27 protein-coding genes, 2 tRNA genes and 1 riboswitch are annotated in these 24,155 nt (G+C 41.1%); of the genes, 18 read left to right on the plus strand and 11 right to left on the minus strand.

Features of this window, described 5'->3' with window-relative positions:
- Positions 1–19: 19 nt before the first annotated feature.
- The 7 genes from B9T26_RS05625 to ribB all read left to right on the plus strand — a co-directional run bounded on the left by B9T26_RS05625 (position 20) and on the right by ribB (position 3,834).
- A tRNA-Gln gene (locus B9T26_RS05625) sits at positions 20–94 on the plus strand.
- A 91-nt stretch (positions 95–185) separates the two neighbouring features.
- Positions 186–260 (plus strand) — tRNA-Gln (locus B9T26_RS05630).
- 36 nt (positions 261–296) lie between these two features.
- The gene (locus B9T26_RS05635; protein WP_086176272.1) at positions 297–1,250 is read left to right on the plus strand and encodes a ribose-phosphate pyrophosphokinase; all 954 of its coding nucleotides are present in this window, start codon (positions 297–299) and stop codon (positions 1,248–1,250) included.
- A 100-nt stretch (positions 1,251–1,350) separates the two neighbouring features.
- Entirely contained in the window at positions 1,351–1,644 is a 294-nt protein-coding gene (rplY, locus tag B9T26_RS05640) for a 50S ribosomal protein L25 (protein WP_086198757.1), read from the plus strand.
- 19 nt (positions 1,645–1,663) lie between these two features.
- Positions 1,664–2,245 (plus strand): aminoacyl-tRNA hydrolase, encoded by a 582-nt coding sequence (gene pth / locus B9T26_RS05645; protein ID WP_086198758.1) that lies wholly within the window; start codon positions 1,664–1,666, stop codon positions 2,243–2,245.
- A gap of 143 nt (positions 2,246–2,388) precedes the next feature.
- Positions 2,389–2,769 (plus strand): aspartate 1-decarboxylase, encoded by a 381-nt coding sequence (gene panD / locus B9T26_RS05650; RefSeq protein WP_086198759.1) that lies wholly within the window; start codon positions 2,389–2,391, stop codon positions 2,767–2,769.
- Positions 2,770–2,919: 150 nt separating this feature from the next.
- Positions 2,920–3,080: riboswitch (FMN riboswitch) on the plus strand.
- A 94-nt stretch (positions 3,081–3,174) separates the two neighbouring features.
- Positions 3,175–3,834: a 3,4-dihydroxy-2-butanone-4-phosphate synthase gene (gene ribB, locus B9T26_RS05655; protein ID WP_086198760.1), complete on the plus strand. Its 660-nt coding sequence runs from the start codon at positions 3,175–3,177 to the stop codon at positions 3,832–3,834.
- Between the two features lie 78 nt (positions 3,835–3,912).
- Here ribB and B9T26_RS05660 read toward each other — a convergent pair whose 3' ends face one another.
- Both B9T26_RS05660 and B9T26_RS05665 read right to left on the minus strand, forming a co-directional pair.
- Positions 3,913–4,524 carry a LysE family translocator gene (locus B9T26_RS05660; protein WP_086198761.1) on the minus strand — a complete coding sequence of 204 codons (612 nt, stop codon included), beginning with the start codon at positions 4,522–4,524 and terminating at the stop codon, positions 3,913–3,915.
- 58 nt (positions 4,525–4,582) lie between these two features.
- Complete coding sequence (locus B9T26_RS05665; RefSeq protein WP_086198762.1) at positions 4,583–5,071, minus strand: DUF1289 domain-containing protein; 489 nt, start codon at positions 5,069–5,071, stop codon at positions 4,583–4,585.
- A gap of 205 nt (positions 5,072–5,276) precedes the next feature.
- Between B9T26_RS05665 and B9T26_RS05670 the strand changes: the two genes are divergently transcribed.
- The 4 genes from B9T26_RS05670 to B9T26_RS05685 all read left to right on the plus strand — a co-directional run bounded on the left by B9T26_RS05670 (position 5,277) and on the right by B9T26_RS05685 (position 7,832).
- Positions 5,277–6,209 (plus strand): rhodanese-related sulfurtransferase, encoded by a 933-nt coding sequence (locus tag B9T26_RS05670; RefSeq protein WP_086176278.1) that lies wholly within the window; start codon positions 5,277–5,279, stop codon positions 6,207–6,209.
- Positions 6,210–6,403: 194 nt separating this feature from the next.
- Positions 6,404–6,688, plus strand: coding sequence for an FUSC family protein (locus tag B9T26_RS05675; protein ID WP_086198763.1), 285 nt, complete (start codon positions 6,404–6,406; stop codon positions 6,686–6,688).
- A gap of 83 nt (positions 6,689–6,771) precedes the next feature.
- On the plus strand, positions 6,772–7,365 hold the full coding sequence (locus B9T26_RS05680; RefSeq protein ID WP_086198764.1) for a DedA family protein: 594 nt from the start codon (positions 6,772–6,774) through the stop codon (positions 7,363–7,365).
- Between the two features lie 53 nt (positions 7,366–7,418).
- On the plus strand, positions 7,419–7,832 hold the full coding sequence (locus tag B9T26_RS05685) for an ABZJ_00895 family protein (RefSeq protein ID WP_086198765.1): 414 nt from the start codon (positions 7,419–7,421) through the stop codon (positions 7,830–7,832).
- Between the two features lie 146 nt (positions 7,833–7,978).
- Here the strand turns inward: B9T26_RS05685 and B9T26_RS05690 are convergent, their stop codons facing one another.
- Positions 7,979–8,503: a YecA family protein gene (locus B9T26_RS05690; RefSeq protein ID WP_086198766.1), complete on the minus strand. Its 525-nt coding sequence runs from the start codon at positions 8,501–8,503 to the stop codon at positions 7,979–7,981.
- A gap of 69 nt (positions 8,504–8,572) precedes the next feature.
- Positions 8,573–8,782, minus strand: coding sequence for a PA3496 family putative envelope integrity protein (locus B9T26_RS05695; RefSeq protein ID WP_086176283.1), 210 nt, complete (start codon positions 8,780–8,782; stop codon positions 8,573–8,575).
- Positions 8,783–9,155: 373 nt separating this feature from the next.
- On the opposite strand from B9T26_RS05695, the gene rpoD reads away from it, so the two are divergent.
- From rpoD to B9T26_RS05725, 6 genes are all read left to right on the plus strand, one after another.
- A complete protein-coding gene (rpoD, locus tag B9T26_RS05700) occupies positions 9,156–11,042 on the plus strand; it encodes an RNA polymerase sigma factor RpoD (RefSeq protein ID WP_086198767.1) in 1,887 nt (628 codons plus the stop codon).
- Between the two features lie 116 nt (positions 11,043–11,158).
- Positions 11,159–11,446 (plus strand): YbeD family protein, encoded by a 288-nt coding sequence (locus B9T26_RS05705; RefSeq protein WP_086198800.1) that lies wholly within the window; start codon positions 11,159–11,161, stop codon positions 11,444–11,446.
- A 166-nt stretch (positions 11,447–11,612) separates the two neighbouring features.
- Entirely contained in the window at positions 11,613–12,272 is a 660-nt protein-coding gene (gene lipB, locus B9T26_RS05710; RefSeq protein ID WP_086198768.1) for a lipoyl(octanoyl) transferase LipB, read from the plus strand.
- 77 nt (positions 12,273–12,349) lie between these two features.
- Positions 12,350–12,883: a hypothetical protein gene (locus B9T26_RS05715; protein WP_086198769.1), complete on the plus strand. Its 534-nt coding sequence runs from the start codon at positions 12,350–12,352 to the stop codon at positions 12,881–12,883.
- 1 nt (position 12,884) lies between these two features.
- Positions 12,885–14,069: an iron-containing alcohol dehydrogenase gene (locus B9T26_RS05720; RefSeq protein ID WP_086198770.1), complete on the plus strand. Its 1,185-nt coding sequence runs from the start codon at positions 12,885–12,887 to the stop codon at positions 14,067–14,069.
- A gap of 265 nt (positions 14,070–14,334) precedes the next feature.
- Complete coding sequence (locus tag B9T26_RS05725) at positions 14,335–15,729, plus strand: APC family permease (RefSeq protein WP_086198771.1); 1,395 nt, start codon at positions 14,335–14,337, stop codon at positions 15,727–15,729.
- 66 nt (positions 15,730–15,795) lie between these two features.
- On the opposite strand, the gene B9T26_RS05730 is transcribed toward B9T26_RS05725, so the two are convergent.
- Entirely contained in the window at positions 15,796–16,407 is a 612-nt protein-coding gene (locus B9T26_RS05730) for a hypothetical protein (protein WP_086198772.1), read from the minus strand.
- A complete protein-coding gene (locus B9T26_RS05735) occupies positions 16,397–17,197 on the minus strand; it encodes a DUF6502 family protein (protein ID WP_086198801.1) in 801 nt (266 codons plus the stop codon). Before B9T26_RS05735 ends, B9T26_RS05730 begins: the two co-directional genes overlap by 11 nt.
- A gap of 534 nt (positions 17,198–17,731) precedes the next feature.
- Here B9T26_RS05735 and B9T26_RS05740 point away from each other — a divergent pair.
- A complete protein-coding gene (locus B9T26_RS05740) occupies positions 17,732–19,150 on the plus strand; it encodes an outer membrane protein transport protein (protein WP_086198773.1) in 1,419 nt (472 codons plus the stop codon).
- Positions 19,151–19,368: 218 nt separating this feature from the next.
- Here B9T26_RS05740 and B9T26_RS05745 read toward each other — a convergent pair whose 3' ends face one another.
- From B9T26_RS05745 to B9T26_RS05765, 5 genes are all read right to left on the minus strand, one after another.
- The gene (locus B9T26_RS05745) at positions 19,369–19,821 is read right to left on the minus strand and encodes a hypothetical protein (RefSeq protein WP_227518777.1); all 453 of its coding nucleotides are present in this window, start codon (positions 19,819–19,821) and stop codon (positions 19,369–19,371) included.
- 149 nt (positions 19,822–19,970) lie between these two features.
- Positions 19,971–20,450, minus strand: a complete 480-nt coding sequence (locus B9T26_RS05750) for a tRNA (cytidine(34)-2'-O)-methyltransferase (RefSeq protein ID WP_086198774.1) — start codon at positions 20,448–20,450, stop codon at positions 19,971–19,973.
- Between the two features lie 37 nt (positions 20,451–20,487).
- Positions 20,488–21,864 carry a siroheme synthase CysG gene (cysG, locus tag B9T26_RS05755; protein ID WP_086198775.1) on the minus strand — a complete coding sequence of 459 codons (1,377 nt, stop codon included), beginning with the start codon at positions 21,862–21,864 and terminating at the stop codon, positions 20,488–20,490.
- Positions 21,865–21,954: 90 nt separating this feature from the next.
- On the minus strand, positions 21,955–23,226 hold the full coding sequence (gene serS / locus B9T26_RS05760) for a serine--tRNA ligase (protein WP_086198776.1): 1,272 nt from the start codon (positions 23,224–23,226) through the stop codon (positions 21,955–21,957).
- A 119-nt stretch (positions 23,227–23,345) separates the two neighbouring features.
- Positions 23,346–24,134 carry an RsiV family protein gene (locus B9T26_RS05765; protein WP_086198777.1) on the minus strand — a complete coding sequence of 263 codons (789 nt, stop codon included), beginning with the start codon at positions 24,132–24,134 and terminating at the stop codon, positions 23,346–23,348.
- Positions 24,135–24,155 lie beyond the last annotated feature (21 nt).

Consider the following 24,155-nt stretch of genomic DNA (forward strand, 5'->3'; position numbering starts at 1 on the left):
TATTACAGTGATCGAATTTAGGGGCGTCGCCAAGTGGTAAGGCACCGGGTTTTGATCTCGGCATCCGTTGGTTCGAATCCAGCCGCCCCTGCCATTTTCTCAAAAAAGACAGTACAGTATTTGCTTGTTCATTTGTTAATTCACCTTGACATAGACCAGCAAAAATATTAAAGTTCTGCCGCATTAGGGGCGTCGCCAAGTGGTAAGGCACCGGGTTTTGATCTCGGCATCCGTTGGTTCGAATCCAGCCGCCCCTGCCATCTATTTTCAAACATTCCAACCGCCAAGGGTGCTTCATGCCCAATCTTGTCGTTTTTAGTGGAACTGCACATCCACAATTCGCCCAAAAAGTCGTAAGCCACCTGCACATTCCTTTAGGTGCAGCATCTGTAGGTCAATTTTCTGACGGTGAAATCGCTGTCGAAATTACTGAAAATGTTCGTGGTAAAGACGTATTCGTTGTACAGCCTACTTGTGCGCCAACCAATGACAACCTGATGGAAGTCCTTGTTATGGCTGACGCTTTACGTCGTGCAAGTGCAGGTCGTATTACCGCTGTTATTCCTTACTTCGGATATGCTCGTCAAGACCGTCGTCCTCGTTCAAGCCGTGTGCCAATCACTGCAAAAGTTGTAGCAGACATGCTCACTACTGTAGGTATTGACCGCGTTGTAATGATCGACCTTCATGCCGACCAGATTCAAGGTTTCTTCGATATCCCTGTAGACAACATCTACGGTACTCCTGCATTACTTGCTGACCTTCGTCAACAGCAACACCATAACCTTATGGTTGTTTCTCCAGACGTAGGTGGTGTAGTTCGTGCCCGTGCTGTAGCGAAACAAATGGGTGATATCGATCTTGCAATCATCGACAAACGTCGTCAAAAAGCAAATGAATCACAAGTGATGCATTTGATTGGCGATGTGAAAGATCGTGACTGCGTCATCGTAGATGACATGGTGGATACTGCAGGTACTTTGTGTAAAGCAGCTGATGCACTCAAACAATTTGGTGCTCGCCGCGTTGTTGCTTATGCAACTCACCCAGTACTTTCTGGTAAAGCTATTGAGAACTTGAAAAACTCTGTAATCGACGAACTTGTGGTAACAGATACTATTCCGCTTTCTCAAGAAGCCCAAGAACTTGGTAAGATTCGCCAAGTTTCAGTAGCTAGCATGGTTGCTGAAACAATTCGTCGTATTAACAACGAAGAATCTATTAGCGCAATGTTCGATTCTTATCTATAATATAGCGCTGAATTTTCAAAACCCTGCCCTGTGGCAGGGTTTTCTATCACTAGGCTGGTCGAAGGCCTAGTCAATTAAACTTAAATTAGGAATGTCTATCATGGCAAACTTCGTATTAAATGCAGTAGCACGTGAAGAAGCAGTACAAGGGAAAGGTTCGAGCCGCCGCCTTCGTCTTCAAAACAAAGTTCCAGCAATCATCTACGGTTCAGGTGAACCTGTAGCTGTAACTATTGAACTTCGCCAGCTTGTTAAAGCTTTAGAAAACAATGCTTTCTTTGAAGAAGTTGTTGAAATCAACATCGACGGTAAAGTTGAAAGCGTTAAAATCCAAGCTTTACAACGTCACCCAGCTAAAAACACTCCAATGCACGCTGACTTCAAACGCGCATAAGTGTTGATGGTGTAAATTAGTGTCAAAACTTTCGCTAATTGTTGGTTTGGGCAATCCTGGTAAGGAATACGCCCAAACCCGCCATAATGCAGGCTTCTGGTTCGTTGAACGCCTTGCAGAACAATATGGCATTTCTCTCAAAGCCGATCCTAAATTCTACGGAATCAGTGGTCGAGGTAATATTGAAGGTCAAGACGTCCGTCTGCTGTTACCCACAACCTTTATGAATGCCTCAGGCAAAAGTGTTGTTCCCTTCGCCAAATTCTATCAAGTTGCTCCCGAAGCAATGCTGATCGCACATGATGAACTGGATATGAATCCGGGTGTCATCCGCCTGAAAACTGGCGGTGGTCACGGTGGACATAACGGTTTACGCGATATCGTTCCGCATACAGGCCCTAATTTCCATCGCTTGCGTATCGGTATTGGTCATCCTGGTTCCAAAGAGCGGGTATCGGGTCATGTACTCAGCAAAGCACCGAGCAGCGAACAAGATTTAATGGATGATGCCATTACCCACGCTTTATCTCGCATTAAATTGCTGGTAAACGGTGACATACAGCAAGCCATGAATCAAATTAATGCCCACAAACCGAACTGATCATTCTACAAATAATTGAATTTTCCTTCTTGCCATGTTGCTTTTTTCGGAGCAAAATGCGCTTTCTGCGGATTACTGATCCAGTAAGAAGTGATTTGATTTAACTAAGACAAAATCTTAGGTCAACTAAGGAGACGCTAGCCATGCTTTCTCGTTTATTAAAAGCTAAAATTCACCGTTGTGTCGTTACACAAGCAGAATTACATTATGAAGGTTCTTGTGCAATTGACGGCGTGTTAATGGATTTAGCTGGTATCCGCGAATATGAAGAAATTCATATGTGGAACGTGACTAATGGTAAGCGTTTTACCACTTATGCCATCCGTGGTGAAGACAATTCAGGCATCATTTCTGTGAATGGTGGTGCAGCCCTGCAAGCTGATGTGGGTGATCTGATGATCATTGCTACATTTGGTGATTTCACCGAAGCTGAAGCAAATGCCCATAAACCACGCCTTGTTTATGCCAACCCGAATAATACTGTAAATCACACTGCGAACTGTATTCCTGTTCAAGTGGCTTAAGATTTAAAGATATAAAAAGCCCGCAATCATGCGGGCTTTTTTATGCGCGACTTTTCACATTTTAATTTATGCCTAGTTTGACTAAACATATGACTGATTCATCTATAGAAACTTAAGTCATCCTTGCAAAACAGGTCTATACTTATTGCACATCGCTTCAGGGCGGGGTGTAATTCCCCACCGGTGGTAAATTAAAACTATATTTTTATAGCATTTAATCAGCCCACGAGCCTGTAAACTAAAAATGGTTTACTCGCAGATTTGGTGAAAAACCAAAGCCGACGGTATAGTCCGGATGAAAGAAGACGACGTAACGGATATTTATATTTGATATATCGCTGCGACCCCATTTCTGCATCAGTCCTGAAATGTTCAACCGTATGTTTATTTTACGAGAGCGTTTCAATGTCTAGTTTAATTCAACCCGAAATTTTCTTTTCAGCCCTTCCCCCAGCTGAACAACGTATTCAAAAAGCATTAGAAGACATCCGCCAAGGCAACCCTGTTTTGGTCATGGATGACTTTGACCGAGAAAATGAAGCCGATCTCATCGTTGCTGCAGATACCCTAACTGTAGAAACCATGGCACGCATGATTCGTGACGGTTCAGGTATTGTCTGCCTATGTCTAACCGATGAATTGGCTAATCATCTAGAACTACCTCCGATGGTGGCTGATAACTCTAGCCAGTTTAAAACTGCCTTTACGGTGACGATTGAAGCTGCGATAGGTGTAACTACTGGTGTTTCCGCCAAAGACCGCACCACGACCATTAAAACAGCAATTAAAGATGGTGCCGTAGCCAGCGACCTCAACCGCCCGGGCCATGTATTCCCCTTGCGTGCTCGTGAAGGTGGTGTACTCACCCGTCGCGGTCATACCGAAGGTACAATTGATTTGGCACGTTTGGCCGGCTTAAAACCTGCTGGTGTTTTATGTGAATTGACCAATCCGGATGGCACTATGGCATCAGGCATCCAGGTATTGTCCTATGCGCAAACCCACCATTTAACTGTGATTACCATTGAAGAACTGGTGCAATACCGATTGGCGCATAATGTCTAATTCACGATAAAAATAAAAAAGCCCCGCTATCTGGGGCTTTTTTACTACTTCATCTCAGAATTTAAGTCATTCTTATTTTTAAAATAATACGGAATAAATTCCATAGACTGCGACCAATACGAGAATCGCTCCACATCCTGCCAGTAAGTGATGATAGATTTTCGACCGAGCTAAACGGTTAAAAGCCAAATAGATAACCGATAATGTAGTGAAATCCAAAATAATCCAGCTCAGTGTTAAAAGCATTAAACTGAAATCCAGATCGGCAGTGATATTGATAAACTGCGGAAAAAAGGATGCAAAGAAAATAATATCTTTAGGGTTGGAGATACCCACTAGAAAACCCTGTTTAAAACCGCCATCCACTGTTTTTAATTGGGCTGAATGACCTTTTATTGAGCTTGAGAAGGCTTCTGTTAAAATCTGAAAACCCAGATAAGCAATATAAATACAGCCTAAAATTTTAATGCTGTTCAACCATTGCTGATTAAGCTCCAGAAAACCTTTTAATATTAAAATAGAAATAGTGATCAGGATCAATGAAGCGAAATTGGTTCCAAAAATGGTTTTTAATGCTTTGCGATAGCCGCCTTTTAGTCCAGCACTTGCTACCAGTAACATTACCGGCCCTGGGGTTGCAATCATAATAATGACTGCAACTACATACAGCAGGAATTCTCCAATATTCACAGGCTAACTCGCTTGATTTAATCTTTTATTATTTTTAAACCCACATAAAAAAGAGGACTTAGTCATCCTCTTCCACTTCACGTAATAAATGGTGACTAATACCGTCAGCACGCAAAAAGGCAAAATCATAACTGGCAGTTGCTAAAGCCAGTACACGACGCTCAAATTCCTGCCACAAAGGACGTACATCTTTGTAATGAATGCCTAAACCACTATCATCAGTAAAATGTCGATTCTTTTCACAGATTTTTAAAGCGTGATACAGCTTACGACCTTTCGAGGCATCATCACGTAAACGAACCCGTTTAGATAATACAAAGCCCTCCACATGCCGAATATCGGCAAATGGCAACATCGGCACTAAAATTTGATCCAACTGGGCATCAAGACGTTTCCAGACAGCTGTATGCTGTTCTGCTGTATAGGTATTCCATTTAATCACTTCATGATTAAAACGACGGCAACCACGACATACCGAATCGCCAAACACCGTAGAGCAGCGCCCTGCACATGGAGTCAAAGAGGCAATTCGACGATCAGTATTCAAAATAAACTCCGAAATTCAATAACATTCAGGTCTGACAGATGAAGACCACTTTATATTTAACATTCAATTTGCACAGGCATCATACATCTCCAAACAGCAAATTAAAAACCATATTTCGTACATGGTTTTCTCGCTAATTTAGACAATTCACGTTAGAATATGCGCCTTAAATTTTGTCCAATCTTAAATACATTTGGAGTTTTCCATGAACGCTACTGTAGAACAGCTTGCACCTGTAGAACAGCAAGCGACCACTGAATGGGTTGTTGCAGCACTTTATCAATTCAAAGAAGTTCAAGATCCTGCCGATCTTCAACAACGCCTACTTGATTTGGTAAAAACCATCAATCTTTGTGGAACTCTAATTGTGGCTGGTGAAGGCATTAACGGAACTGTAGCGGGCGACCGTGCGGCGATTGATACCATCCATCAATTTCTGCTGAATGAAGGTTTTAACGCAATGGAATACAAAGAGTCTCACAGCTCTGACAAGCCATTCCGTAAAATGAAAATTAAACTAAAAACTGAAATTGTGACTTTAGGCGTAGAAGTAAAACCGCGCGACTTAGTCGGTCACTATCTTGATCCTAAAGAATGGAATGAACTGATTGCACGTGACGACGTGATCTTGATTGATACGCGTAACGACTACGAATACAAAGCCGGTACGTTCAAAGGCGCGGTTGATCCTAAAACTGAAACCTTCCGTGAATTTCCGGAATACGTTAAACAGAACCTTGAACAGCACAAAGACAAGAAAATTGCCATGTTCTGTACCGGTGGTATTCGCTGTGAAAAATCAACTTCATTATTGCTGCAAGAAGGCTTCAATGAGGTCTATCATTTAAAAGGCGGTATCTTAAAATACCTGGAAGAAACCCCTGCTGAAGAAAGTCTGTGGGAAGGTGAATGTTTCGTATTTGATGGCCGTACCGCTGTTACCCACGGTGTAGAAGAAGGCCAGAACGTTAAGTGCCATGCTTGTGGCTGGCCGCTACTTCCTCAAGAAGTTGAACTTCCAAGTTATGAACATGGCGTATCATGCAAATACTGCATCGACAAAACGACAGAACAACAGAAAGCCGGATTCCGTATGCGTCAATCGCAGATTGCTGCGGCCAAACGTAAACGTCTGTAATTCAGGCCAAGAAAATCTTCTCAAAAAGTCCTCTGTAGAGGGCTTTTTTATTTACTAAAAAAAACAAAAGATAAAAAAAGATACCAAGACACACAAATAATATATATCTAATCATCAACAATCTGTTAATCTGAGAACTGCAACACACAATAAGAGCTAACTTATTCATATTTAACGTGAAAAGGATAAAAATTATGCCTAGAGCAATTAGCCGTTCAATTGATTATACCCGTCGTTTTCACCAGGTTCGAGAAAAAAATCACCTAAAAATAGAACAACAAAAACAGATTTTAGAGCAAGAATCACATCTTTTTATTGTGGTATTAGGTGCCATGATCGGCAGTATCTTGTCTATATTCATTGCCTATCACCTTACCCCTAACTTTATAGAATACGCCCTACTCAGTGCGATTCCTTTTGCACTCGCCTATAGTTTAAGAAAAGTTTATATCCATACCTTAATCCATAGCCAAGAATAATCTGCTGTATTTAGAAGGATACTTTACCCTGAGCTGAATAATATTTAGGATGGTTGAAATATCATTATTATTTTTACAACCATATGAATCTGACTGAGTGGATTATTTCCATTATGGAACAACTGGGCTACCTCGGTATTGCCCTGCTCATGTTTCTCGACAATGTATTTCCTCCGATTCCTTCTGAAATTATTATGCCTTCCGCAGGTTACTCAGCCTCACAAGGTCAGCTCACCCTCCTTGGAGTCATTATCGCAGGCTGTTTCGGCTCACTGCTCGCTGCAGCTTTTCTGTATTGGATTGGCTATCAGTTCAAGCATGAAGGCATTTTTCGATTTATAGACCGTTATGGCAAATATCTGTTTATCAAATCTGAAGATGTGAAAAAGTCACTGGGCTGGTTTGAGCATTATGGACATCGCATCGTATTCTTTGGCCGCATGATTCCCGCCGTACGTTCCCTGATTAGTATTCCCGCAGGCATGAGCCACATGCCCTTTTGGAAATTTATGTTTTATAGCAGTTTGGGAACCATCATCTGGACCACTTTTCTGGCCTGTGTCGGATTTTATTTTGGCGAAAATCAGCAGCTCATGCAGCAAATTTTCAGTAAAGTCAGTGATGTGATTATTGTCTTTGTAGTGCTCATTATTGGCTGGATTGTATACCGTAGATAGCAGCGTAAAAATCGCCCATCCTGAATGAAGGTTAGCCGAGAGAGACTAAAACGATGTCGCATTATCTTAAATATTTTGCAGCCGTTTATAGTATTGCCTTAATCCTGTTGGTCAGCATCTTGATTTATGCGCTAAAGCTCGGTGTCATCACCCTGCTGCCTGGCTTGATCGCTTGTGCTTTTCTGAGCGCCAGACATTTTGTCAAAAAAGAACAGCGCTTACCGAATCCTAAAGAAAAAAACACTCTGGTCTGGGGATCAACAATCATCGCCATGACCATGGGCTTTATCGTGATGTCTATACTGATTTTTATGCATCCACGTGCTGAGGAAATTCTGATGACTATGGGTTATGCGAGGAGAGCCCGAAATTCATTGCTGGTCGCAGCTGCCATTGCCCTACATGGGCTGATCTTTCATATCGCTTATAATGGTTATGCCCGATACACTTTGAATAAATATAAATAGCTTTTGCTGAGGAATTTTCTCTATCCACTATAAAAATGGAAATTCGTTAAATAAAAAAAGCACCCCAAGGTGCTTTTTTAAAACTTGTCTGAATTAGTTTGGTGTGTGATACATGAGCCGCGATTGTAGCGGCGCAAGATGTAACATCACGCTGGCGTGTGGTACATTAAATAAATTTCATTTAAGTTCTCGGGAATTTCTTCAGCAATTTCATCCATGAGCTGACCATTGCGGCGGAAAGATTCCATTTGTGGATCTTCTTCATCTACACCACTGAAGACCATCATCGGTAAAGTTAAATCTACCAGTTGCTCTTCATGTTCTGGCGTAAACCAAGCATCTTCGTTTAAGAACATGGCATCGACAAAACCAACGCTCCAGTCGCCTAAACTCGAATCCACATCTGCTTCTTCAATTTCAAAAGGAAATTCAATTCCTTCTTCGTTCGCCAAGTTTTGACGAATCGATTCTAACCAGGCTTTTACTTGTGCAATAATTTCACTGGGAACTTTCTTTTGATTGTTGTCAAAGAGTTCATCTAGCCACTTATCAAAAGCAGGGCCAACTGCAATTGCACACAGAAAACCATGAGTTGCCGCAAAATCCAGACCATATTCATTTTGGTCGCCATCTAGATAATCGCTCAAAAGGTCTAAATCTAAAGCACTCATTTAAAATCCAGGTTTGTAAAATAACTACGGCATAGCATAGCATTTTAGCCGGCTGTGCAGAATCCTATTTTAGTCTTCTTCATCATCAAAATCGTCGTCGTCATCAAGATCATAATCAAAATCTTTCAGTTCACGCTCTAAACGACGTTGTGCGAGAAGGTCATCAATGAGACGACGTTTTTCTAACGACTCTTTAGCACTAATTTTGCTTGATACTTCATCAAAACTAACATCATCATCACTGTAGCTATCATCTAGTTCAAAATCTGTAGAAGACACTAAAACTACCTCATGGTGAAAAAAAGTGAATGGGTCTAGGCGCTATTTATCGTGCTTATGTAATTTTGTCAAGTATTTTTATTTTTTTATCTCAGAAACACCATTTTATCTTGTTTTTTACCTCTAAAATTGTGTATTTATGAACACCGAGAATTTTATTACGCCGGATAAAGCAAACTCAAAATATTTTGTAGGCGATCCCTTACCCGGCCTTGAAAAAAAAAATTTCAGCCCCATATTGAAAACAATTGTTAAATCAAATTCATATTTTTTAAATGAGACTTGAGCAATCAATATTCAAAACAATTTTAATCGAATTGTGCTATCATGCACGGTTTTTCACTGCCACAGATTCAACGAAGAGTAAGCAAAGATGAGCGATATGACTTCCCCTACTTCGCAAGTAGCGGCTCTGATTAGCCGAGGCAAAGAGCAAGGTTACTTAACTTACGCTGAGGTTAACGATCATCTCCCGGACTCGATCACGGAAAGCGAACAGATTGAAGACATTATTCAAATGCTTCAAGACGTCGGCATTCCTGTACATGAACGTGCGCCTGAATCTGATGACACCATGTTCGATGGCTCGAATACTGAAACAACCGATGAAGTTGCTGAAGAAGAAGCGGCCGCTGTTCTTGCGTCAGTTGAAAGCGAACCTGGTCGCACGACCGATCCAGTACGTATGTACATGCGTGAAATGGGAACGGTTGAACTATTAACGCGTGAAGGCGAAATCAGCATTGCTAAACGCATTGAAGAAGGTATTCGTGACGTTCTTCACTCTATTGCGTATTGGCCAAATGCAGTTGAAGTTGTATTAAAAGAATATAACGATGTCACTGAAGGTGAACGTCGTCTTGCTGATATTTTATCGGGTTATTTAGACCCGGAATCTGATGAAGAAATTCCAGAAGTTTTAGAAGAGGAAGCTGAAATCGATGAAGATGAAGAAGCAAGTTCTAAAACAACCAAAGATGTAAAACTGGACGATGATGACGAAGAAGAGTCTGAAAGTGATGACGATTCTGAAGGCGAATCAGGTCCTGATCCAGAAATTGCCCGTATTCGTTTCACCGAATTGGAAGATGCATGGAAACTAACTAAAGCTGCGATTGAAAAGCATGGCCGCAATAGCAAGCAGGCAGAAGAAGCGCTTGAAGCATTGGCAACCGTGTTTATGATGTTCAAATTTACCCCGCGTTTATTTGACATTATTTCTGAAATGATTCGTGGCACCCATGAACAGATTCGTACTTCTGAACGTGAAGTGATGCGTTATGCGGTACGTCGTGGCCGTATGGACCGTACCCAGTTCCGTACTTCTTTCCCGGGTCAGGAGTCGAATCCAGCCTGGTTAGATGAGCAAATTGCCAAGGCACCTGCCGAGCAAAAAGCTTATTTAGAAAAAGTACGTCCAGATGTACTGGCATTCCAGCAAAAGATTGCCGACATCGAAAAAGAATTGGGCTTGAATGTTAAGGACATTAAAGACATTTCTAAACGTATGTCGATTGGTGAAGCCAAAGCCCGTCGTGCGAAAAAAGAAATGGTTGAAGCCAACTTGCGTCTGGTAATTTCGATTGCGAAAAAATACACCAACCGTGGTTTGCAATTCCTTGACTTGATTCAAGAAGGTAACATCGGCTTGATGAAAGCCGTGGACAAATTTGAATACCGTCGTGGTTATAAATTCTCGACCTATGCAACTTGGTGGATTCGCCAGGCGATTACCCGTTCAATCGCGGATCAGGCACGTACCATTCGTATTCCAGTACACATGATCGAAACCATTAACAAGATCAACCGTGTATCACGTCAATTGCTTCAAGAAATGGGGCGTGAACCGACTCCTGAAGAATTAGGCGAACGTCTGGAAATGGATGAAGTCAAAGTACGTAAAGTACTTAAAATTGCCAAAGAACCGATTTCTATGGAAACGCCAATTGGTGATGATGAAGATTCGCATCTTGGTGACTTTATTGAAGATGGCAACATCACCTCTCCGGTAGATGCAGCAACTTCAGAAGGTCTGAAAGAAGCGACTCGCGAAGTGCTTGAAAACTTGACTGAACGTGAAGCGAAAGTCTTGAAAATGCGTTTTGGTATTGATATGCCAACCGACCATACTTTGGAAGAAGTCGGGAAACAGTTTGACGTAACACGTGAACGTATCCGTCAGATTGAAGCCAAAGCATTACGCAAATTACGTCACCCTTCCCGCTCTGAACACTTACGTTCATTCTTGGAAAATGACTAAGCCATAGTGATACTGCTGGGGAGTTGAAAAAAATTTCAATAACCCCATTTAGTATTCAGTAACACATAACGCCTGCATTTACGCAGGCGTTTGATATAAGGGGGACTACTATGACCATGTTAGACCGTACGCCATCTCGCGAACTTCAAGAGCATCTTTGGGTTTTCCCAATGGATTATCCAATTAAACTGATTGGTGAAGCCAGCACAGAATTACATATTGCCGTTGTAGAAATCCTGGTAAAACATTTTCCAGACTTCGATGGTACCAGCATTAAGGTACAACCTTCACGTACTGGAAAATATCATTCTTTGACTGCTCAGATTGTCTTTGTGGAACTGGAACAGGTTCATGCATTATATGCTGACTTGGCGGCCTGCCCACTGATTAAGACAGCCCTTTAATCCTAAAAAACACGCGATCTGCGTGTTTTTTATTTAAGCCTTGTTTAGACCAACAAAATTGGCTTTTCCAAAGAAAACTGCAAATCCTATGCTCGGACTGCCCCATCTCCTGACGATTTCTTTATAATCCTTACATTCCATTTAAACTTTTAAGGACGCACTTCACGTGACTGATGCTGTTCTAAAACCAACACTGATTATTCGCCAATTTAACCAGCTTACGCCTTATCTCGAGCGTTTTCAGGACATGAAAAATCTGACTGAAAACCGCGATGAAAACACGCCCGATGAACTGTGGATTTTGCAGCATCATGATGTGCTGACCCAAGGACAGGCAGGTAAACCGGAACACATTCTGCTGCCGAGTAATATTCCAGTCGTTCAAACGGATCGTGGTGGACAAGTGACATGGCATGGCCCAGGTCAGCTGGTGGCCTACTTTATGCTTGATTTAAACCGTCTGGGCTGGAATGTACGTACTTTAGTGTCCTATGCCGAAAATTTAATGATTGGTTTGCTTAAGAAATACGGCATTGAAGCCTATGCCAAACCGGATGCACCTGGCGTTTATGTAGCCGATCGCAAAATTGGCTCATTGGGCTTTAAAATCCGTAAAGGGCGCAGCTATCACGGTTTGGCACTGAATATTGATTGTGACCTGTTTGGTTTCCATACCATTAACCCATGTGGTTATGCCGGTCTGGAAATGGTCCGTATTCAGGATTTAGTCCAGAACTATCCTAAATTCGAGAACTTATGCGTCGATATCATTGAAACTTTACACAACAGCGGTTACTTTAATGAAGTTAAAGTCATGCAACAATAACTTTGCTTTTGACATAAAAATAAATTAGAGTATTTACTCTAAACTAATAAAATATTTTTTAGATAAGGGATACACGAGTGATTTCAACCAAATCCGTTAAGCCCGCTTTACAACTGATCTATGTCAAACTCATGATGGATGTGATTGGCAGAGGTCTGGTAATGGCGAGTCAAGTCGACACCGAAGTCAAACAGGAAGTTGCAAAATTCCCTGTGGGTTTCGTTCTATCGATGAAAGTATTTCCCAATGGTCCTGCTTTTATTGCAAAAGTCACGGAAGACCATCAATTACAATTACTTCAATCTGTAGATATCAAGCCTGATCTAACCATTACCTTTAAGCACTTAAGTCATGCTTTTTTAGTCTTTTCTTTCCAGGAAAGTACTGCACAGGCTTTTGCTCACGACCGTATGATTGCCGATGGGGATATTTCTTTCGCGATTCGCCTGGTGCGTTGCTTAAATAAAATGGAAGCGCTGATTTTACCTAAACTTTTGGCCGAGCTTGCTGTAAAACAATATCCAACTGAATTGAGCCTAAAAGAAAAACTGACTGGAGCTGCAAATATTTATTTGAAACTAGCTCAATCCTATTTTAAACGGAGTGCATAACATGGCTAAGCCTTATTACGAATTTTTCTGTCCAGTAAAAGTTATCGCAGGTCATGCCGCATTAGAACATATTCCGTTTGAACTTGCTACTTTAGGTGCCAAACGCCCGCTCATCATTACCGATAAAGGTGTACGCAGCAATAACCTGCTTGCACCGATTGAAGCTGCTTTTGAATCTACAGAGGCGGTGATTGGTGCTATTTTTGATGATGTACCACCCGATTCAAGCGTAGAAACCGTACGTAAGGCAGCACAAGCCTACCGCGACAATGGTTGTGATGCGATTATTGCCGTAGGTGGCGGTTCAGTGATTGATACCTCCAAGGCAACCAACATTTTGGTGACTGAAGGTGGTGATGACCTGCATAAATATTCAGGCGCGCATAACCTGCCAAAACCATTAAAACCATTCTTCGTTATTCCGACTACATCAGGTACAGGTTCAGAAGTGACTATGGTTGCTGTGGTTTCTGATCTTGAAAAAAATGTCAAAATGCCGTTTGCATCGTATTACCTGATGCCGCATGCTGCAATTCTTGATCCTCGCATGACGCAGACCTTGCCACCGCATTTGACCGCCATGACTGCCATGGATGCCCTTACTCATGCGGTTGAAGCCTATACCTGTATGGCAGCAAATCCAATCAGTGATGCCTATGCAACGGCTGCCATTAAAAAAGTCAGCAACAGCCTGTTCAATGTTCTGGATAACCCAACAGATGAGTTTGGGCGCCTGGAACTGGCACAAGCTTCGACTATGGCCGGGATTGCATTTTCCAATTCAATGGTTGGTTTAGTGCATTCATTAGGACATGCCTTAGGTGCGGTGGCTCATTTGCCCCATGGTCTATGCATGAACCTGTTCCTGCCTTATGTACTTGAGTACAACAAGGAAGTGAATGGTGACAAAATTGCCGAATTGTTACTACCTTTAGCTGGACCAGACATTTATGCGCAGACTCCTGCACATTTACGGGCCGACAAAGCGATTGCCACCATTCTGACCATGCGCGATCGCTTATATGCCTTAACCAAGTTGCCACGTACTTTACGTGAAACCGGTAAGGTTTCAGAAGCACAACTGGATGAAGTGGCAGACAAAGCATTAAATGATGGTTCCATTATTTATAATCCTAAAGAAGCTACCTTGAGCGATTTAAAAGCGATTTTGGAAAAAGCTTGGTAAATATTGAAAATTAAGCGAATATAGCTAAAAATTAGCCTGATGTTTTTTTAAGCATCAGGCTTTTGCTTTGTGGAAAATTAAAGCTAATTTTTTATATCAAATGGCATATTTTCTGCATTAAAAAATCATAAAGATATTGGCAAAAGGGTCCAAACTGGAGTAGATTGGCGCACTTTTGTTTTATTCATTTAGGGGGGGTCGTTCGTCTCAAACGATCCTTGTAATCATGACTGATCCTTGATCAACGATTAAGAGGATAACGCCGTTGACAAATATCTCTGGGACTCAACCGGCAGCTAAACTGCAAAAAACGCTTGGACTCTGGCACATTATTATTATTGGTTTAGCCTATATTCAACCAATGACATTATTTGATACGTTCGGTCTGGTTTCTGAAGAAAGCCATTATCACGTACCAACTTCGTACATTATTGCCTTAATTGCAATTCTGTTTACGTCTATCAGTTACGGACATATGATCCGCCGTTACCCGTCATCTGGGTCGGCCTATACTTATGCGCAAAAATCGATTCATCCCAATGTCGGTTTTATGGTGGGCTGGTCATCATGGCTAGATTACCTGTTGTCTCCAATGGTCAACATCATTTTGGCAGTCATTTATCTGGAAGCACTTTTCCCTGAAGTTAACCATTGGGTTTGGGTGGTTGTACTGACTGCATTTATGACTGGGGTAAACTTACGTGGTGCCAGATTTGTTGCCAACTTCAACGGTCTGATTGTATTGGTTCAGCTGGCAGTCATCGCTTACTTCACCTGGATGGTTTACACGCTGCTTGCAGGCGGGGTCAATGCCGATGGTACATTAGCAAATGCCAAGTACCAGTTGTGGAGCCTTGAACCCTTCTGGAATGAAATGACGGCTTTAGGTCCGTTAATTACCGGTGCAACATTACTGTGTTTCTCTTTTACCGGTTTTGACTCACTCAGCTCACTGGCAGAAGAAACTAAAGATACTGAAAAAACCTTACCTAAAGCGATTTTCCTTACGGCACTGCTTGCAGGTATTATCTTCATTATCAGCACCTATTTCATGCAAATCTACTTTCCGAATGATCCAAAGACTTACTTTGAAGATGTCGCTGCAACCCAGCCAGATATTCTTTTAGCGGTAGGCGGGGTAGCGTTCAAAACTGTAGTGCTTTACTTTGCAATTGTCACAGTGATGGCATCAGGTATTTCTGCGCATGCAGGTGTATCACGCCTAATGTATGTGATGGGTCGTGATGGCGTGATCAATAAAAAGATCTTTGGTCATATCAGTCCAAAAAGCTACACTCCGGTTTACAACATTCTGATTGTAGGTGCGGTGGCTTTAACTGCTGGTTTCATGGATTTGGACATCGTGATTTCGATGATCAGCTTTGGTGCCTTAACTGCATTTACTTTTGTAAATCTATCCGTAATTTCACGTTATGCACTACGAGATGGTCGCACCAAAAACATTAAAGACATTATCAGCTTTGTGGTGATTCCTTTACTGGGCTTCTTAAGCATTTTTGCGATGTGGCTAGAGATTGAAGATACCGCATTAAAATTCGGTCTATGGTGGGCAATGTTCGGTATTTTGTACCTGGGCTATAAAACCAAAGGCTTCAAACACCCGGCGCCGCAACACAACGAGTTTGATAATACGCATTAATGGATTGATTCCATGCATAAAAAAGACGCTGAATGCGTCTTTTTTATTATTGTCTACTTTTTGATTTTATTCATTTTGTAGTACATATTGAATTTCTAGCATATTACAGCCAGGTATATCGGTTTCTTCTGGTAAGAATTGCACCTTTTTATTGTGGCTTAATATGCCAGTAGCAGTGTATTTAAAATTAAACGGATATTCCTCTGCTATATACACATCATTTTTATTTAAAGTCACCGTCTTAACATCACAGCGAGCATCAGGCGTGGATGCATTTCGCCAGAACTCATCAATATTCACTAAATCTGAACAAGCTGACCGAACCACAGTTTTTGCTTGATCAGACTGATTTTCCCAACGAACTTGTAAAATAATTTGCTGATCAAGCTCATCTTTTGGTCCAATCTTTATCAATTGATCTTCTGCAACGATTTCAGAATTGAGAGGATGAATAAAACTTAAGGTCCGCTTGACCCCATGACAATAATCACTAACAGGTTTAGATAACCATATTTGGTAATGATCATTTAACTTTTGACCATTTACCACGTTTATAGGTTTACCATCTCCACCATTCCCGGTTCCACCTTTGGTCACCCCGGTACTTAATTCTTCGCCACATCCTGAAAGGAATGCCATACAGGTAAAATAAAATAAAAATCTGTTTTTATGTGTCATTTTGATATATCCCTAAACAAAACGTATGTATGGCTTCTGCTTTTCCTTCATCCAAGGCACAGCATTTAACAGCGTATTCCATAAGCTGTTTTGAATAATCTTCCCATAATTCAATCGAATATTGTGTTAAAAGCTGCACTGATTCAGCAGTCAACTCATCTGCACGTACAGCTTCTTCTAAGTGAGTAATTTGATCCGTTTCAAATAAATTATGCAGTCCGGCTTCAAGATGACTTTGTAAATTATGACTTAATAATTTTCGCGATTCTTGATGTAATTGATCCGGAATAAAGCTTCCCTTCTTTAAAACCACTTCACCCAAATCTTCATCCACAATTCCCAAACGAATTAACTCATTCAGTACGGATCTCGGATGTCTCTCAGATGAAATTTTTTTCACTAAAAACTCAAAACTAGGCTGTTCAGAATCACTAAAAGGCAGTCGTGGTGGACAATCTTCAGCAATCCATAAGCCAATGACCCGTGCAGGCACACTAATGGGTTCAGCCACAGTTGCCTCAGTCAATGGTTTTCCTGCAGCAGAAGTCTCCTTATAGGCACTTACATCTTTACGATGCAGACCTGCCAATAAGCTAATGGCTGAGACTGTAGTTTTTTGATCTAATCGTTCAAGTTCAGTTAATGCTTGTTGGTAAAATATTGGTTTTAACGCAGCAGAAAACTCCATATAGCCCACCCCTGAACGCACAAGCCATTGAGTTAAATGGTTCATCAATAATAGAACTTGTTGTAAGTTAAATTCTGCATCGTTGGTTGGCAAATTACTCATATTTCTAATATTTTCCCAACACATAAAAGTGAAATTTTCGCATTAATCTACAACTTTCTCCATTTACATTCAATCTTTTCAACCTCTAACAAGAAAATAAGATTTTAAATCTATAAAATTTATTCTTAGCCACACCCCTTTAAGTAGAACTTACATGCACCAGACTTCTTAATATTGGAGCAATAATTACTTTTGTACTTTTCTCACTCTCAAAAAAATTTAGATATTTTTTAAATTTTTCTTTTTCAAAAGACGAGAAAAAATAATTTCGAAAGATCCCCAAATACGTTCCTTTTCTCTGAATTAATAATTATTTTTAGAAAAAATTAATATTAATTTAAAATCTATAATCAACTGTTTTTAATAGTTATTTTTTAATTATCTTACTTTATAAAACATGAAATTTTTCATATTTAAATTTTAAACTCTTCCCCTTTTTAATTTGGTTATGCTATTGTGCGCAAAATAAATGCGAAATTTACGCATTTTATACACATTGATTCGTGTTAATAAATAAAAAGTAAAGGACTGGAAATGAAATTAAACACTCTTACAACTGCCATTTTATTAATGGGTCTATCAAGCTCTGGAGCTTTTGCAGCTGCAATGGATCGTTCGGGACAATCTATATCTGCATTCTTGCAACCAAATAATTATTTTGAAGCAGGAGTTTCTGTACTTGATGCCAATATTTCTGGAAATATGAGAGATAACTGGAATGTTCCATCAACAGATCAATTTAAATCTGGAGCTGATATGTCGAACACCAGCCTTGGTGATATGGCAGAAAGTTTTCTAATTCCAAGCTTTGCACTTAAATATCAAGCCAACCAACATATTTCTCTCGGCCTTATTTATGATCAACCTTTTGGTGCTAAAGCAAAATACTCAAACCAAGATAAAATTCATCCGACAGCTGTAGGTAGTGTTGGCCTTGGAGATACAACATTTGAAAATTCTGGCACATTTCACAGAAATGGCGAGTCAACTGAAGTATCCGTAGACAGTCAAAGTCTTTCATTTATTGTCGGTTATCAACCTAATGAAAATTGGAATATCTACGGTGGCCCTGTTTATCAAAGCGTAAAAGGTGATGTACAACTCCGTGGTAGCGTCTATGGCCCTCTAGGTGGTGGTATCTGTACCATAGCAGTGGGTCGCCCGATTTGTAGCGAAATGAAAGATTTAGATACTGGCAATATTAGCAATGGTTATAATGCCTCTATTCCTGAAAAATTTGAATTTGGCTATTTAGCCGGCTTAGCTTTTCAGATTCCCAAAATTGCCTTAAAAACATCTCTAACTTATCGCTCAGAGATCGATTATAAAGTCGATGTTGAAGAGAACATGTCGTATGCTAATTTAGCACTCCTCTCTATTGTTCCATTAGGAGGATTACCAATACTCGGTAAGGATTATGTATATAAAGAGGGCAAAACCAAGATTACAACCCCACAATCTTTAAACCTTGATTTTCAATCTGGTATTATGGAAAACACCATTGCTTATGTGAATGTACGGTGGGTAGATTGGTCTAAATTCAGCATTCGCCCACAAAAATTTGGTGAATTATCTTCCGCCCTTACTCAAAAGGTTGCAGGTACACCTCGTGGTTTTGACTTAATCTCTTATGATAAAGATCAAATCTCGGCAACTTTCGGTGTTGCACGAAAATTTAATGATCAATGGGCGATTTCGCTAATTGGTGGTTGGGATTCAGGCACTGGTGAACTTGCATCAACTTTAGGTCCTATTGATGGTTATTGGAGTGCGGGAATCGGTGCACAATTTAGCCCGACACCATCTACCTTCATTCAAGCTGGAGCACGTCACTTCTGGTTCGGTGACGCAAAAGCACAGTCTGCAAGCTGGTTTGGAACAGAACGCTACGATGCCGACTTTACAAAAAACACAGCTATGGGTTATAGCATGAAAATTGGTTATAAATTTTAATTCATGAATCTGCTGCTTAAAACAGTTTGAAAGTATCGCGATTTAAGAATCATGAACATGGTTTCTTACTCCATTTAATCTCTTATACATTTATATGGAAATAGAGGATTGCTCTATTTCATCTATTTCTAAAAATATATAAATGTATAAGCGCGATCTTTCTTTTTTCCCACTTATTTCCTTGAGTGGGTTTTTTTATATTTTAAGCTCTTGAACGGCTATTTAATCCGGCAATTAAATCCCATCCTGCTATCTACCAGATTGTCCCGATAGCCCAGCGCCTGAATAAAGGCATTCCGGTCCTGCAACAGTTTTTGGTCTGGCTCGCTCAAACGTGCTTTATTTTCAACAGCCAGCCTATAGATGTCATTAATGATATTTTGATAGATACCGCACACTTGCTGACGTTTTTCTTTTTTAAGCTGCCGCCCTGTCCAACTCCATTCAAAATCATCACTCGTTAAAGTCTTGCCCCATGCTTCAATTTGCTGATTCATCCGTTGCTGCATGTCTTTTAAGCCTTGCTGAATTTCGGCTTGAGTAATGGGTTTGACTGTTTCCGTTGCTGCCTGATGAGCAGCTGGAGATTCTGCAAAAGAAGGTACCGGCATAATAGCTGTAACGAATGCAAGAGCAGCCAACCCAGTAATAAAAAATGTATATTTCTTCATCCAATTCAATATCAAGTTCAATGTGTACTCACTTTAGTTCTTATTTATTCTCTTTTTATAACTAAAATTGATGAAATGGAGAAGATAAAATGAGTCACACTTACATAAAAAAACCACCCTCAGGTGGTTTTTAATGATCAGTTCAATCTTTATTTTAATTCTTGAAAGCCTTGTTGACGCCAAGCTTCATACAAAATAACTGCTGTAGCATTGGATAAGTTCAAACTGCGCGAATTTGCTGCCATCGGTAAACGAATCCAGTGTTCTTTCGGGAACATCATGCGCACATCTTCAGGCAAACCTCGGGTTTCCGGCCCCATTAACAAGGCAACCGGACGGTTTAAATTTGAAGTATGCGGTGTTTCAAAACCCTTGGTGGTTAAAGGGTAAATTGCATCATTATCAATACCCTGCTCTTTTAAATGAGCCAGACAATCTGCAAAATTTTCCCAAACTTTCATATGCGCCCATTCATGATAGTCCAGACCCGCACGTCTGAGCTTCTTGTCATCAAGCTCAAAACCAAGCGGTTTTACCAGATGCAACTGTGCACCGGTATTGGCACATAAACGGATGATATTCCCAGTATTTGCAGGAATTTCAGGCTCATACAAAACAACATGAATCACAGGATTTCTCTACTCTTTCAACGCAACAAGGCCTGAATTAGCCTTGCCACTGTAATTGTTCGCGCAATTTCACCACTTCACCAATAATGGTGAGGGTCGGCGCTTGAATGTGATGTTCTGTCACTTTCGATGCGATATCGGCTAAAGTTCCCACCACCACTTTTTGCTCTGGTGTAGTACCTTTAGAAATCAATGCTACCGGCATATCTGGACGCTGGCCATGTGCAATCAGCTTGGCACATATTTTTTCCAATCCAACCAGACCCATATACAGCACCAAAGTCTGGTTTTCATAAACCAGTTCATTCCAAGGCAATTCAGGCGAACCTTCCTTCAAATGCCCGGTAAGAAAACGCACACTTTGAGCATAATCACGATGCGTTAAAGGAATTCCAGCATAGGCTGAACAGCCTGAAGCAGCGGTAATGCCTGGTACGACCTGAAAAGCCACACCGGCAGCGAAAAGCTCTTGAATTTCTTCACCGCCACGACCAAAGATAAATGGATCACCGCCTTTTAAACGGCAGACACGTTTACCTTGGGCAGCATATTCCACTAGCAATGCATTAATCCCTTCTTGAGGAACACTATGGTTGGAACGAGCTTTACCCACATAGATTTTTTCTGCATCACGGCGGCATAAGTCCATAATCGCAGGAGAAACTAAACGATCATAAATAATCACATCCGCCTGTTGCATCAAACGCAGTGCTTTTAAGGTCAATAACTCAGGATCACCCGGACCTGCACCCACCAAATAGACTTCACCTTTAGGCGCTTTCCATTCCATTAAAGCTTGTTCAATTAAACGATCCGCTTCCGCAATGTTGTCATTAAACACCTGTTCTTTGAGTGGACTGGCATATAAGTCTTCCCAAAAAATACGGCGCTCATCTGGATTTTCAATTTTTGCCTTCACCGCAGCACGCCATTTTCCAGAAAAATCCGCCAGCTTGCCCATGCCATGAGGAATAGCAGCTTCCAGCTGGGTTCGGATTTGACGTGATAAAACAGGTGATGTGCCATTGGTGGCAATCGAAACCACCAAGGGTGAACGGTCAATAATCGCAGGAACCATAAAACGACAATGCGGTGGATCATCGACACTGTTCACCAGAATTTTTTCAGCTTCGCAAGCTTCAAAAACTTGGATATTGGTCGCTTTGTCATTGGTTGCCGCAATCACCAAACGGTAATTGCCTAATGGAATATCTGGGCTAAAAGGGGCTTGGACATATTGCCCTTGGCTTGATTCAACAATCTCAAGTAAATTACTTTCAATTTCAGGTGCAATCACGTGAATAACTGCGCCTGCTTTTGCCAAAAGGACTGCCTTCCGGTAGGCAATATGTCCACCACCGACAATCAGACAAGGTTGCTGTTGCAACTTTAAAGAGATTGGAAAGATATCCACGAACTACCTCAGTATTTTAGATCTGATTGTCTTAAGCAATTTTCATGCACAAAACTGTGCCATTTATCGATTTATTGATCAATCCGAAGATTAATCAATAAATTCTGCACCACCCATATATGAACGAAGTGCTTCAGGTACTTCAATAGATCCGTCTGCACGCTGGTAATTTTCCATCACGGCAAGCAAGGTACGACCGACTGCCAAACCTGAACCATTCAAAGTATGCACAAATTCAGTTTTCTTCTGGTCTACACGGTAACGCGCTTTCATACGGCGTGCCTGGAAATCACCCATGCATGAGCAGCTTGAAATTTCACGATAAGTATTTTGGCTTGGCACCCAAACTTCCAAATCGTAAGTCTTGATGGCACCAAAGCCCATATCGCCACCACACAGAATGATTTTACGATATGGCAAACCGAGCGCCTGCAAAATACCTTCAGCATGGCCAGTCAATTCTTCTAAAGCCTGCATAGAATCTTCAGGTTTAACAATCTGCACCATCTCAACTTTGTCGAATTGATGTTGACGGATTAAGCCACGAGTATCACGGCCATAGGAACCTGCTTCACTACGGAAACATGGTGTATGCGCGGCATATTTCAGTGGTAAACGGTCTGGATCAACAATTTCATCACGCACGAAATTGGTCACTGGCACTTCTGCTGTCGGAATCAGGTAATATTCTTTTTCACCCTGTAATTTGAATAAATCTTCTTCAAATTTAGGTAATTGACCCGTACCGCGTAAAGAGTCTGCATTGACCAAATACGGTACATAGGCTTCTGTATAACCATTTTTAAGCGTATGCGTATCCAGCATGAACTGGGTTAATGCACGTTGTAAACGCGCCAACGGACCTTTAAGAACACTAAAACGCGTACCAGTTAATTTGGTCGCAGTTTCGAACTCCAAACCGCCCATCCATTCACCCAGGTCAGTATGATCTTTAATTTCAAAATCAAATTGACGTGGTGTGCCCCATTTTAAAATTTCTACGTTGTCATCTTCATCTTTACCTTCAGGTACAGATTCATGCGGCATGTTTGGAATAGTTAAAGACTTGGTTTCAATTTCAGTTTGCAATTCTGCAAGTGCAACTTCAGCCGCTTTAATTTCATCACCAATCGCTGACATACGCGCCATGATTTCAGATGCATCGCCACCAGATTTTTTAATTTGGCCAACTTGTTTAGCACCCGAATTACGCTCTGCTTGTAAAGCTTCTGTATTCGACTGAAGCTCTTTACGGCGAGCTTCAAGTGAAGCCCACTCTTCTACATTCAGCTGTACACCACGTTTTGCTAAGGCTAAATTTACAGCCTCAATATTATTTCTGATTAATTTCGGGTCGATCATAGCCAATCTTTTACAAAGAAAAAAACTGGCTATAGTGTAAGCGCTAAACACTAAAAAAGACAGTGATCGAGCGGACAGCTGTGGCTTATTAGAGCAAATTTACCCGAATTAAGCTGAAATTATGAGGTTGGATACTTGGGCAAACTTGGCAGATATTCAGCTTTAATCAGTTTACTGAGGGCCACATAAGGCAAGGTCAGCTCAGTCATGCCTTCTGCATAGGAAGCCAGCTCATACAAGGGATAAACAAATACAATGCCATTGGCACCATAATAAAAATTATCACTTAATTTCAGTTTTGCTCTTTCTATACTGTGCTGCTCCAGCCAGATGCTGTTTGAATCATATAAGGCATTCAGCAACTGCTGTTCTGTGCCCTTCAGCATAATATCTTGCAGTGCCAGACGCTTTTTGTCTTTCAAATCAAAATTCACAAATTCCTGATGATACATGCCATGTGCTGCACCGGATGAATAGGTATAAGTCTGAATGGCAAAAGTTGCCCGGTCATACTGCTGACTGACAAAGCGGATATAAGTCGAGCTTTGACTTAGATTGGGTGTGGCCCCTTCGGCGGTATTGACCTTTTGATTGGGAGCTGTAGAAAACGCAATCGGATCGGCCTTTTTAACCCGATCGATAAAATAGTCATCTACCCATTTCAGGTTGCTCTTTACCGTCTGAATTTCATACTGGGTACATCCTTCTGCATCACATGCTTCCGGTTTGCTCAGTTTCACAGGAACAACCTTGGCTTGAATTAATGGAATTGTCTGAACGTTTTCCTGTTTTGTAGTACTTACCTGTTCTGTTTTTGGAGCTGGTCGCTCCTGACAACCCGCCATGCCCAGTACAGCCAAAGAAACTGGAACAACCCAGAGCCATTGTTGATTCGTGCGTATTTTCATCTTATTTTAACAACCTAGTGC

It is taken from the genome of Acinetobacter sp. ANC 4169 (assembly GCF_002135355.1).
In the GTDB taxonomy this organism is placed as follows: Bacteria; Pseudomonadota; Gammaproteobacteria; order Pseudomonadales; family Moraxellaceae; genus Acinetobacter.